Genomic DNA, 11,876 nt, shown 5'->3' with positions numbered 1-11,876 from the left:
GGAGCGCCAGTATTCCTCGCCCATCTGGATCCAAAGCATGTCCCTCCTCGAACTCGACCGCGTCGGCAAGTCCTTCGGCCCCAACACGGCCGTCGAAGAGTTCAGCCTCGGCGTCGCCAAGGGCGAGTTCATCTCGTTCCTCGGCCCCTCCGGCTGCGGCAAGACCACCACGTTGCAGATGATCGCGGGCTTCCTCGATCCCTCACATGGTGCGATCCGCCTCGAGGGCAGGGATCTCGTCGCGGTGCCACCGGCGAAGCGCGGCCTCGGCATCGTGTTCCAGAGCTACGCGCTGTTTCCTCACATGACCGCCGCCGAGAACGTCGCGTTCGGTCTGGAGATGCGCAAAGTCGCGCGCAAGGAACGCGAGGAGCGCGTACGATCGGCGCTCGCGCTGGTCGGCCTTGCCGGCTATGAGGACCGTCATCCTCGCCGCATGTCCGGCGGCCAGCAGCAGCGCGTTGCGCTCGCGCGTGCGCTGGTGATCCGGCCGAGCCTGCTGCTGCTCGATGAGCCCCTGTCCAATCTCGATGCGCGCCTGCGCGAGGACATGCAGATCGAGCTGCGCCAGATCCAGCGCGACCTCGGCACTACGACCATCCTCGTCACCCATGATCAGATCGAGGCGATGTCGCTGTCCGACCGCATCGTGGTGATGAGCAAGGGCAGGATCGAGCAGATCGGCACGCCGCAGCAGGTCTACGAGCAGCCGGCCTCGGTCTTCGTCGCGCAGTTTCTCGGCAAGACCAACGAGTTTGCCGCGACTGTGGATTGCGCCTTCGGGCAGGCCAGGCTGGTCGCGGGATCGTGGAGCGCGCCGGCGCCGGCCGGCGTGGCCGGCTCCGTCGCCGTCAGCGTCCGGCCCGAGCGCATCAATTTCGGCGACGCCGGTCTTGCGGGGCGCATCACGAGCCGCATCTTCCAGGGCAATCACTGGCTGTTCCAATGCGACACCGAATGCGGGCCGGCGATCGTGATCCGCCAGAATGACGGCCTGCCGCAGCCGGAGCAGGGCGCCGCGGTGCATCTCGTCTGGCAGGTCTCGGACATGAGCCTGCGCGCCGCGAAGGCCGCAGCATGAGCGCGACCATCGCGTCCAACCCGTCGGAGACGCGCGCCGGCCTGTCGCTGGCGCTGCCGGCCTTGATGCTGTTCCTGGGCGTCGTCGTGATCCCGCTGGCGATGACCGTGATGCTGTCGTTCCACGATTGGGGCCAGTACAAGGGCATCGAGCCGGTGTTCATCCTGAAGAACTGGCGCGAGATCGTGGACGATCCCTACTACGCGGAGATGTTCTGGCGCACCTTCCGCGTCGCGGTGCTGGCGACCTCGATCACGGCGGTGTTCGGCGTGCCGGAGGCCTACATCCTCAACCGCATGCAGGGGCCGTGGAAGGGCCTCTTCCTGCTGGTGATCATCGGCCCGCTGCTGATCTCGGTCGTCGCGCGCACCCTCGGCTGGGCACTCCTGTTCGGCGGCAACAACGGGCTTGCCAACAAGCTGCTGATGACGCTCGGCCTGATCGGGTCACCCATCAGGTTCATGTTCACCGAGACCGGCATGGTGATCGCGCTGGCGCATGCGATGATGCCGTTCATGGTGCTCGCGGTATGGACCGCGCTGCAGCGGCTCGATCCGCAGGTCGAGAACGCGGCGCTGTCGCTGGGTGCAAGCTCGCTGACGGTGGTCCGCCGCATCGTGCTGCCGCAGATCATGCCGGGCGTGCTGTCGGGCGCCATCATCGTATTCTCACTGTCCGCCAGCGCGTTTGCGACGCCGGCGATCATCGGCGGCCGCAGGCTCAAGGTCGCGGCGACGCTCGCCTATGACGAGTTCCTCAATACGCTGAACTGGCCGCTCGGCGCCGCGGTTGCCGTGCTGCTGCTGATCGCGCTCGTCCTGATCGTCGTCGGCTCCAACGCGCTGATCGAGCGCCGCTACCAGGAGGTGTTCCGATGAGCAGGAATGGCCCCCTGGCGCTGATCTTCCATGCCGTCTTCGTCGTCTTCATGGTGGCGCCGATCGTCGTCGTGTGCTGGGTCGCGTTCACGCCGGAAGGTTTCCTGTCGATCCCGATCACCAGCTTCTCGCTGCGCTGGTTCAGGGCGCTCGCCGACTATCCGGAATTCGTCCACGCCTTCGGCGTGAGCCTGTGGCTCGGCGCGCTGTCGTCGTGCGTGGCGCTCTTGTTCGCGGTGCCGGCGGCGCTGGCGATCAGCCGCTATCGCTTCCGCGGCCGTGACGCGCTGTCGGCGCTGTTCCTGTCACCCTTGATGATCCCGCACGTCGTGCTCGGCATCGCCTTCCTGCGCTTCTTCACCTCCGTCGGCATCGGCGGCACGTTCGTGGCGCTGGTGATCGCCCATGTCGTCGTGGTGTTTCCGTTCGCGCTGCGGCTGACGCTCGCGGCTGCCACCGGCATGGACCGGTCGATCGAGATGGCCGCGATCTCGCTCGGCGCCGACGGCTGGACCATGTTTCGCCGCGTCACCTTGCCCGCGATCCTGCCCGGCATCGTGAGCGGCTGGATGCTCGCCTTCATCCAGTCGTTCGACGATCTGACCATGACCGTGTTCCTGGCGACGCCCGGCACAGAGACCTTGCCGGTGCGCATGTTCCTCTACATCCAGGACAACATCGATCCGCTGGTGACGTCGGTGTCGGCAAGCGTCATCGCCGTCACCATGACCGTCCTGATCCTGCTCGATCGCTTCTACGGGCTCGACCGCGTGCTGACCGCCAAAGGCGGCGACGCCGGACGATAGGAGACCTTATGACGAAAGACTATGACGTCGCCGTCGTCGGCGGCGGCCTGCTCGGCTCTGCGATTGCCTGGGGATTGGGCCGGCTCGGCCAGCGCGTCGCGGTGCTCGACGAGGGCGATATCGCCAAGCGTGCCTCGCGCGCCAACTTCGCGCTGGTCTGGGTGCAGAGCAAGGGCCTGGGCATGCCGGCCTACACCGGCTGGACGGTGCGCGGCTCCAAGGCGTGGCCGAAGCTCGCCGAAGAGCTGAAGGCGCAGACCGGGCTCGACGTGGTGCTGCAGCAGAACGGCGGCTTTCATCTCACCCTCGGCGAGGCCGAGTACGCGCAGCGCACCCAGCTCGTCGCGCGCATGCACAACCAGGTCGGCGCCGCCGACTATCAGATGGAGATGCTGCCGGCGTCCGAGGTGAAGAAGATGCTGCCGCTGATCGGCCCGGAGGTCTCCGGCGGCAGCTTCTGTCCCTATGACGGTCATGTGAATTCGCTGCGCACCTTCCGCGCCCTGCACGCCGGCATGAGGCAGTTCGGCGTCGACTATCTGCCGGAGCGCGCGGTCGGTGCGATCGCGCGGGACGGCAATGAGTTCAGGCTGACGACGGCGCAAGGCGAGATCCGCGCGACCAAGGTCGTGCTCGCGGCAGGAAATGCCAACCAGACCCTGGCGCCGATGGTCGGGCTGTCCGCGCCGATGGGGCCGACGCGCGGCCAGATCGTCGTGACCGAGCGCACGATGCCGTTCCTGCCGCATCCGCTGACCACGATCCGCCAGACAGACGAGGGCACGGTGATGATCGGCGACAGCAAGGAGGACGAGCTCGACGACCGCGTGCAGAACTTTTCCGTCAACGCGGTCATGGCCGATCGCGCCCAGCGCACCTTCCCGCATCTGGCGCGCCTCAACGTCGTCAGAAGCTGGACCGGCATCCGCGTGATGCCGAAGGACGGCTTTCCGATCTACGAGCAGTCGGAGACCCACCCGGGCGCCTTCGTCGCCTGCTGCCATTCCGGCGTGACGCTCGCGGCGAACCACGCCTTCGACATCGCGCGCATGGTCAAGGACGGCGCGCTGGAGCCGGAGCTGGTCGGCGCGTTCACAGCCCGCCGCTTCGACAGCGAAGCGGGAGCGGGCGGCAGTGGCTACTACTGAGAGATGACGGCGCAGGGCGCCATGGAGACGATGATGTTCAAACGAACTGAGGGTGATGCGAGGGGATCGGTGACGATCCACGTCGAGGGCCAGCCGATTGCCGCGCGCGAGGGTGACTCCGTGTCGGCGGCGCTGCTCGCCTCCGGCCTCGACGTCCGGCGCGCCACTGCGGTGAGCGGCGCAAGGCGGCTGCCTTATTGCATGATGGGCGTGTGCTTCGACTGCCTCGTCACCATCGATGGCGTCGGCAACCGGCAAGGCTGTCTCGTGCCGGTCGCCGAGGGCATGCAGATCGAAATCCAGAAGGGCAAGCGGGAGATCGGCAAATGAGCGCGGCGCCGAAGCATGATGAATATGACGTCGTGGTGATCGGCGCCGGTCCTGCCGGGCTGGCCGCGACGGCCGCGACCGCCGGCGCCGGCCTGTCGACCTTGCTGCTCGACGAGAATGCGGGCCCGGGCGGGCAGGTCTGGCGCGCGATCCATGCGACGCCGGTGAAGCGCGAGGCGCTGCTCGGCACCGACTATTGGTCGGGCGCCGAGATCGCGAAAGCGGCGGAGACCAGCGGCGCCGAGATCATCCCTCGCGCCACGGTGTGGAGCCTCGACCGCAATCTCGAGCTCGGCGTTTCCATCGGCGGCGGTTCGGCCTTCATCAAGGCGAGGCGAGTCATCATCGCGACCGGGGCGCAGGAGCGGCCGTTCCCGATACAAGGCTGGACCCTGCCCGGTGTGATGACGGCCGGTGCCGCGCAGACGATGCTGAAATCGTCCGGGCTGGTGCCGGATGGTCCGACCGTGATCGCCGGGCAGGGGCCGCTGCTGTGGCTGCTCGCGGCGCAGATCCTGCGCCTCGGTGGCCGCATCGACCGCATTCTCGACACCACGCCGCGTGCCAACTACATCGCGGCGCTGCCGCATGCCTTCGCGTTCCTGACCTCGCCCTATTTCGGCAAGGGGCTTGCGATGATGCGTGAGGTGCGAGCCAAGGTGCGCATCACCAGCGGTGTGACCGAGCTCGTGGCAGAGGGCGATGGCGAGCTCTCGGCGGTCAGCTACGCCACGGCGGGCGGCAAGCGCGAGACGCTGGCGGCCGAGTTGCTGCTGCTGCATCAGGGCGTGGTCCCCAATGTGAATCTCGCGATGGCCGCCGGCGTGGAGCATCGCTGGAACGAGCTGCAACTGTGCTGGACTCCGGTGCTGGATGCCCTTGGCAACAGCTCCATTCCAGGCATCGCGATTGCCGGGGATGGCGCCGGCATCGGCGGCGCGCAGGCGGCGCTGTGGCGGGGCCGTATCGCGGCAGCAAGCGCCATCAAGGCGCTGCGGCCCCAGGCACAGGTTCTGGACCATTCAGCGCAGTTGAAACGTGCCGAGCGCGGTCGCGCCTTCCTCGACGTTCTATTCCAGCCGGCAAAGCAGTTCCGTATTCCTCAAGGCGACACCATCGTGTGCCGCTGCGAGGAGATCACCGCCAGAGATGTGCTCGACTCCGTCGCGATCGGCGCCACCGGACCGAACCAGCTCAAGGCCTATCGCCGCACCGGCATGGGGCCGTGCCAGGGCCGGCTGTGTGGCCTCACGGTCACCGAGCTGATGGCGCAGGCGCGCGGCAAGACCCCGCAGGAGATCGGCTACTACCGGCTGCGCGCGCCGGTGAAGCCGATCATGCTGTCCGAGCTGGCAGGCCTGCCGAAGACCGAAGAGGCGACCAAGGCCGTGGTGCGCGGATGACCGTGAAGACGGATGCCATCATCGTGGGTGGCGGCATCCACGGCTGCTCCACCGCGCTGCATCTGTGTCTCGCCGGGCTGAAGCCGGTGCTGATCGAGAAGGATTATGCCGGCCGCCACGCCTCCGGTGTCAACGCCGGCGGCGTGCGGCAGCTCGCGCGCGACGTCGCGGAGATTCCGCTGTCGATCCGCTCGATGGGCATCTGGGAGACCATCAGCGACCTCGTCGACGATGATTGCGGTTTCGAGAGTTTTGGCCAGGTGCTGGTCGCCGAGAACGATTCGGAGCTCGACGCCTGCCGCGTCCGCGTCGCCGATCTCAACGCACGCGGCTTCAGCCATGAGGAGCTGATCGACGGCTCGGAATTGCGTCGCCTCGTGCCGGCCGTGGCGGAGAGCTGTCCGGGCGGCGTTGTATCTCGCCGGGACGGCGCGGCGCAGCCCGCGCGCACCACGACGGCGTTCCGCCGCAAGGCTGAGCAGCTCGGCGCGCTCATTCGCGAGGGCGTGGCTGCGACGAACATCCGCAAGGACGGCAAGCTCTGGCATGTCGACGTCGGCGCGGAGAGCTTCGCCGCCCCGGTGCTGGTCAACGCCGCCGGCGCCTGGGCGGGACAGATCGCCGCGCAATTCGGCGAGCCGGTCCCAGTCGAGACCATCGCGCCGATGCTGATGATCACCTCGCCGGTGGCGCACTTCATCGATCCCGTCGTAATCCTGCGCGGCCGCAAGCTGTCGTTCAAGCAGTTCCCCAACGGCACGGTGCTGATCGGCGGTGGACACCTCGCCATCCCCGATCAGGACCGCAACGAGACCGTGCTCGACTGGCGCAAGCTGTCGGAGAGCGCGCGCACCGTCGCGGAGCTGTTCGCTGTCATGCGCAGCGCGACCATCGTGCGCGCCTGGGCCGGCATCGAGGCACGCATGCGCGACGACATTCCGGTGTTCGGGCCGAGCGCCGTTCACGACGGGCTGTATCACCAGTTCGGCTTCTCCGCGCACGGCTTCCAGCTCGGCCCCGGCGCCGGCGCCGTGATGGCCGAGCTGATCGCCCATGGCGGCACGCAGACGCGCATCGGCGGTCTCAGCATCGCGCGCTTTCAGACTTCCACTCTTTCATCAACGACATGAGGACATGATGACGATCACCCGCAAGATCCGCTCCGCCATTCATCACCGCATCGTCGAGGCCAACGGCTTCGTCTTCATCGGCGGCACCATCGCCGACGATACCTCGGTGTCGATGGGCGAGCAGACCCGCAACATCCTCGGCAAGATCGACGGCTTCCTGAAGGAGGCCGGCACCGACAAGACGCGCGTCGTCTCCGGCCAGATCTTCGTCACCGACCTGTCGAAGAAGAAGGAGATGGATGCGGCCTGGACCGCGTTCTTCGGTGACGACCTGCCGGTCCGCGCCACGGTCGGCGTCTCCGATCTCGGCGGCGGTGCGCTGATCGAGATCGTGGTCACGGCCGTCAAGGGTTGAGCATCGCGCCGCATCGAGCGGTCAATCGATCACGCGCGGGGCTCGTTCCGCGCGTGATTTGCTTTTCGGTTCAATTCGACCGAACATGAGCCGCTCCTTCCATTGCACGCGCCGAAAGCCGACATCATGAATGAAGAGCGTAGCCTGCCGCGTCCATCTGCTGGCCTGAAGGCGGTGTTCGCTCACATCGAGAATCAAAAGCAGGATTTCCTGGCTCGCGTGATGGACTATGTCCGGCATCCCTCGATCAGCGCTCACAATGTCGGCATCGCCGAGGTCGCCGCGCTGCTGGTGAGGATGCTGCGGAAGCTCGGGCTCGACGCCGAGACGGTGCCGACGGCAGGACATCCGATGGTGCTCGGACGCTGGCAGAAGAAGCCGGGCGCACCGACCGTGCTGCTCTACGGCCACTACGACGTGCAGCCACCGGATCCGCTGGAGCTGTGGCTGAGCCCGCCGTTCGAGCCGACCATTCGCGACGGCCGCATCTATGCGCGCGGCATCGGCGACAACAAGGGCCAGCATTTCGCGCAGCTCATGGCGATCGAATCCCATCTCCGAGTGCATGGCGAGCTGCCCTGCAATGTGATCTTTCTGCTCGAAGGCGAGGAGGAGATCGGCAGCCCGCGCATCGCCGATTTCGTCGCCGCCAACAGGGACCGGCTGAAAGCCGACTTCGTCGTCACCGCGGACGGGCCGATGCACCCTTCGGGGCGGCCGACCATGACCTATGGCGTGCGCGGCATGTGCTCGTTCGAGCTGCGCGCCAGGCACGCCAGCCGCGACGTGCATTCCGGCAATCTCGGCGGCATCGTGCCGAATCCGATCTGGACGTTGGTCCACCTGCTCGGGACGATGAAGAATGCCGCGGGCGAGATCACCATCGACGGTCTGCATGATGCGATCGTGCCGCCGAGCGAGCTGGACATTGCGGCCGTGAAACGCCTGCCGCTGGATCTCGATGCCGCCAAGGCGAGCCTCGGTCTCAGCCATCTCGATGCGCCGCCCGATCGCGGCTACTACGAACGCCTGATGTTCCATCCGACGCTGACCATCAACGGCTTGCACGGCGGCTATGGCGGACCGGGCAGCAAGACGGTGCTGCCCTGCGAGGCGTTCGTCAAATGCGACATCCGCCTGGTCGAGGCGATGACGCCGGACGACGTGCTGGCGAAGGTGGAGGCGCATGTGAAGCGCCACGCGCCGGAGGTGGAGTTCATCCGGCGCGGCGGCATGCTGCCGTCGCGCGTGCCGCTCGATTCGCCCTTTGGCGCGATCGTGCGTGATGCCATCGCGCTCGCCCAGGGCGTCACACCGCTCGAATTTCCGTGCACCGGCGGCAGTCTGCCGGACTACGTCTTCACCAAGATCCTCGGCGTTCCCGCCTTCGTCGTTCCCTATGCGAATGCCGACGAGGCCAATCACGCGCCGAACGAGAACATGACGATCGACTGCTTCTACAATGGCATCCGCACCGGTGCGGCACTGCTCGACCGTGTCGGCGCGCGCGAGCGTTGATGTCGGCGGAACGTCCATCACGATCCCGCGTGCAGTGCGGGAGGCGTCATCGCGCGGCCACGAACGGGTGGCAAGCACACGCTGGTCCGTCGCGTTGCGGGCGAATCGGCCGCACGCGGCGAGATCGCGCATGGATTAACGCAGTTGATATCGCCTAGTCTCGGAAGGGATTAGTAAACGCCGCTTCAGGGCTCGGAGCTGCCACATGCACGACCCCGTTGACCAGCCGAGTGATTCGGCAAGTTCCGCTTCGCCATGCGCGCGCGATCAGCGCAGCGCTCCGGAACACCCCGCCGCGGTTGCTGTGATCCAGCTCGACCACGCGCCCGCAATCGAACCTGAGCCCAATGTCGATCAGGCTGCACAAAGCCCTGGCGCTCTCGGTCGGAAACGGTCCGATGGCGCGCATCTTGTCACGCCGACGATGTGGCGCTGAGAAGGTTTCGTTCTTGGTGGCGATCGAACATGCGACGTCCGGCGACGAGTTCCTGAAGAACACCTTCGCCAACAACGCATTCGAGGAATTTTGAGATCGCCACCGACAAGTCGCTGCTTGCGCCGCGCCGAGGATGTCGAGGAGTCCGCGCGCCGCTCGAGCAGTCGCCGCAGCAGGAGCAACGGATGGCAGAGTGGGTCCACTCCAATGTCGGGAAGGTCACGGAATTCGTGCGTGCGGGAGCGTCAGGCGGCGTAGTCTAACGGTATCTCGGTCGGGATATGGAACCCGGCAGCGCGATGACAACCTCCGGTATCATCCGGATACCCACGACTCTCCTGATCTAGTAAGTAAAACCTAGCCCTTCTTGGGGCGTTTCCTCCCTGGACTTGGGCCGCCTGCACTTCTTGTGTCGGCGGCCTCTTTCTTTCAGGGGCTGGTCGGGTGCTCTGGCCCCGCAATCGGCCCCATGGGTGTTCCGTCCAGATCGTCCCAGCCGTTCAACAGTTTGAGCTGGCTCCGCAACGGCTCACCGCGGCCGCGCTCGGCCGGCATGCTGTTTTCGTTCGAGGAGCTGATCGCCTATACCAGCAAGGACGAGACCCTGATGCCCGGCGAGTTCATCGGCTCGGGCACGGTCGGCAATGGCTGCGGTTGCCGACGACGACAACCAATAATGACAATCAGAGAGGACCGTCCATGGCCCGCAAGCTGATCGACATCTCCGTGCCCTTGCAGAACGATGTGCCCGCCGATCCGCCCGGCAATCATCCGACCATCACCTATATCGACCATCAGCAGGGGCTGCCGCGCATGCTGCAGTTCTTCGACGGGCTGAAGGCCGAGGACCTGCCGGATGGGCAGGGCTGGGCGGTGGAGCAGGTGAATCTTTCGACCCACAACGGCACGCATCTCGATGCGCCCTGGCATTTTCATCCGACGATGAATCGCGGCGAGCGCGCCTGGACCATCGACGAGGTGCCCCTGGAGTGGTGCCTGCAGCCGGGCGTGAAGCTCGACTTCCGTCATTTCCCCGACGGCTATGTGGTGACCGCGAGGGATGTCGAGGATGAGCTCAAGCGCATCGGCCACACGCTGTCGCCGCTCGAGATCGTCGTCGTCAATACCTCGGCCGGCGCGCGCTTCGGACAGGCCAACTACGTCAGTTCCGGCTGCGGCATGGGCTATGAGGCGACCATGTATCTGCTCGAGCGCGGCGTGCGCCTGACCGGCACCGACGGCTGGAGCTGGGACGCGCCGTTCGTGTTCACTGCCCAGAAATATGCCGAAACCCACGATGCCGCCTTGATCTGGGAAGGCCACAAGGCCGGTCGCCACATCGGCTATTGCCACCTGGAGAAGCTGCACAATCTGGAGCAGCTGCCGTCGACGGGGTTCACCGTGTCGTGCTTCCCGGTCAAGATCGAGCGCGCCTCGGCCGGATGGACGCGGGCGGTGGCGATCATCGAGGGGTGAGGAGAGGCGATCGGGAAGAGCTAACAAATACACGCCAGCATCACCTCGTTCCGCCGCAGCATGGGCAAGGTCCAGGGCGGATTGTAGAAGGCGAGCAGCGGTGCGCCGGACACGGCCAGTCCCTTCCGTTGCGCGTAGTCGCGCAGCACGCGGGTTTTCTCGGCCAGGATGCCGTCGGAATAGGAGCCCGAGAAGGTCAACGCGACCATGCGCTGTGCCGGGACGGGCGTCAGCTTGATCCTGCGGTCGGCCGGCGGCGGCAGCGTTTCCAGCGACCAACTCGACGGCATCACGAAGCTGACGCTCCACCGGTCGCTGTTCCCGCCATCCGTCGGTGGTGTGCCGCTGGCCTGCTGCTGCACCGGCGCCGTCATCGCGATCTTCGCCTTCGCACGGTTGGCGCCGAAGATGTAGCCGGCGATGATGCGAAAGCCTTCCTCGATCGCCGGCCTGCGCGCGCCCTGCACCTCCGCCTGCGCGATGATCATCGGCGCATAGGCGCGGATCTCGAACTCGCCGTCGCGCTTCACCACGTCATACTTGGGATGTTCGACCCGGCTCATGATCGGCCCCGCGGCAATGGCGGCGCCGGCCAGGACGAGCACGAGGAGGCTGGTGAGCCCAATCAGCATTCGGCGCCTCCTTGGTGGTGTCGTTTCGGTCATGGCGGTTGCGCCGTCAGGTTTGAGTAACGAGGGAACGCGAGCAAAGGTTCGGCAGATCACGTGCCGGGTGCTTGCCTGCGGGCGATCCTTCGCGACCCCTGCCTGCGGATCCGGATCAGCGATATCTGGGATCACACGCGTTGTGGGGGAGCGCCCCGGGTGACGCTGCGCTCGTCCGTGCTGCGCCTGGGCTGCCGGCAATGCGTGCCCGTCGGGCGACTCGGACCCGGGCGCCGCCAAGAGCGCTGCCCGCAACGCCTCTCATGATCGAAGATCGCGTGTGCGCCCAAAACGAAAAATCGCCCGCGCGTTCAACACGATCACCTCTGTCCAGATCTCGGCGTAAAAATTTCCTTCTTTCGTTTTATCGGAATACATGCTCTCCTCCCTCTATCCCGTCCTCATGCTGAGGGGCGTACGCGTCGTCACGATACGTTGAGGCGGGGAGCGGTGGCCGCGAGCCTGTCAGGTGCTGTTGCGCTGGACGATTGGCAACTCGCGGACGTTCAAGCCGTGTGGTCCTGGCGCCCCGATGCTGGCGCCAAGCCTGATGCCGACCTGACGGGTTGCGCAGGTGACGGGGGCAAACAAGCCGGTCCCCGGGGAGCAACTGTCTTTTTTGTAGACCGGTGATCGGCCGGCCTCAAGGC

At 66.3% G+C, this 11,876-nt stretch carries 13 protein-coding genes and 1 pseudogene; 12 read left to right on the top strand and 2 right to left on the bottom strand.

Annotated features, from left to right (window positions below; genetic code table 11):
* Positions 1 to 37: 37 nt before the first annotated feature.
* From ACQR1X_RS27235 to ACQR1X_RS27180, 12 genes are all read left to right on the top strand, one after another.
* Positions 38 to 1,081 carry an ABC transporter ATP-binding protein gene (locus ACQR1X_RS27235; RefSeq protein ID WP_434899992.1) on the top strand — a complete coding sequence of 348 codons (1,044 nt, stop codon included), beginning with the start codon at positions 38 to 40 and terminating at the stop codon, positions 1,079 to 1,081.
* Positions 1,078 to 1,959 carry an ABC transporter permease gene (locus tag ACQR1X_RS27230; protein WP_434891874.1) on the top strand — a complete coding sequence of 294 codons (882 nt, stop codon included), beginning with the start codon at positions 1,078 to 1,080 and terminating at the stop codon, positions 1,957 to 1,959. The genes ACQR1X_RS27235 and ACQR1X_RS27230 overlap by 4 nt, the downstream gene beginning before the upstream one ends.
* A complete protein-coding gene (locus tag ACQR1X_RS27225) occupies positions 1,956 to 2,765 on the top strand; it encodes an ABC transporter permease (protein ID WP_315803746.1) in 810 nt (269 codons plus the stop codon). Before ACQR1X_RS27230 ends, ACQR1X_RS27225 begins: the two co-directional genes overlap by 4 nt.
* An 8-nt stretch (positions 2,766 to 2,773) precedes the next feature.
* A complete protein-coding gene (locus tag ACQR1X_RS27220) occupies positions 2,774 to 3,913 on the top strand; it encodes an NAD(P)/FAD-dependent oxidoreductase (RefSeq protein ID WP_315803745.1) in 1,140 nt (379 codons plus the stop codon).
* A gap of 33 nt (positions 3,914 to 3,946) precedes the next feature.
* Entirely contained in the window at positions 3,947 to 4,243 is a 297-nt protein-coding gene (locus ACQR1X_RS27215) for a (2Fe-2S)-binding protein (RefSeq protein WP_315803744.1), read from the top strand.
* Positions 4,240 to 5,646: an FAD-dependent oxidoreductase gene (locus tag ACQR1X_RS27210; protein WP_434899991.1), complete on the top strand. Its 1,407-nt coding sequence runs from the start codon at positions 4,240 to 4,242 to the stop codon at positions 5,644 to 5,646. Before ACQR1X_RS27215 ends, ACQR1X_RS27210 begins: the two co-directional genes overlap by 4 nt.
* Positions 5,643 to 6,776 (top strand): NAD(P)/FAD-dependent oxidoreductase, encoded by a 1,134-nt coding sequence (locus ACQR1X_RS27205; RefSeq protein WP_434899990.1) that lies wholly within the window; start codon positions 5,643 to 5,645, stop codon positions 6,774 to 6,776. Before ACQR1X_RS27210 ends, ACQR1X_RS27205 begins: the two co-directional genes overlap by 4 nt.
* A gap of 7 nt (positions 6,777 to 6,783) precedes the next feature.
* Complete coding sequence (locus ACQR1X_RS27200) at positions 6,784 to 7,131, top strand: RidA family protein (protein WP_434837931.1); 348 nt, start codon at positions 6,784 to 6,786, stop codon at positions 7,129 to 7,131.
* 126 nt (positions 7,132 to 7,257) lie between these two features.
* Positions 7,258 to 8,649 (top strand): M20/M25/M40 family metallo-hydrolase, encoded by a 1,392-nt coding sequence (locus ACQR1X_RS27195; RefSeq protein WP_434899989.1) that lies wholly within the window; start codon positions 7,258 to 7,260, stop codon positions 8,647 to 8,649.
* Between the two features lie 347 nt (positions 8,650 to 8,996).
* Positions 8,997 to 9,179: a hypothetical protein gene (locus ACQR1X_RS27190; protein WP_434899988.1), complete on the top strand. Its 183-nt coding sequence runs from the start codon at positions 8,997 to 8,999 to the stop codon at positions 9,177 to 9,179.
* Between the two features lie 375 nt (positions 9,180 to 9,554).
* Positions 9,555 to 9,800 carry a fumarylacetoacetate hydrolase family protein gene (locus ACQR1X_RS27185; RefSeq protein ID WP_410051426.1) on the top strand — a complete coding sequence of 82 codons (246 nt, stop codon included), beginning with the start codon at positions 9,555 to 9,557 and terminating at the stop codon, positions 9,798 to 9,800.
* Positions 9,785 to 10,561: a cyclase family protein gene (locus tag ACQR1X_RS27180; RefSeq protein ID WP_434899987.1), complete on the top strand. Its 777-nt coding sequence runs from the start codon at positions 9,785 to 9,787 to the stop codon at positions 10,559 to 10,561. Before ACQR1X_RS27185 ends, ACQR1X_RS27180 begins: the two co-directional genes overlap by 16 nt.
* Positions 10,562 to 10,581: 20 nt before the next feature.
* On the opposite strand, the gene ACQR1X_RS27175 is transcribed toward ACQR1X_RS27180, so the two are convergent.
* Entirely contained in the window at positions 10,582 to 11,193 is a 612-nt protein-coding gene (locus ACQR1X_RS27175; RefSeq protein WP_316239549.1) for an SOUL family heme-binding protein, read from the bottom strand.
* Positions 11,194 to 11,691: 498 nt separating this feature from the next.
* Positions 11,692 to 11,876: pseudogene (locus ACQR1X_RS27170) on the bottom strand (hypothetical protein); the annotation flags it as partial.

This window comes from Bradyrhizobium sp. HKCCYLRH3073, from assembly GCF_051167995.1.
GTDB lineage: Bacteria > Pseudomonadota > Alphaproteobacteria > Rhizobiales > Xanthobacteraceae > Bradyrhizobium.
Note: the sequence above shows the minus strand (reverse complement) of the source record. Positions and strands in the feature narration are given on the sequence as shown.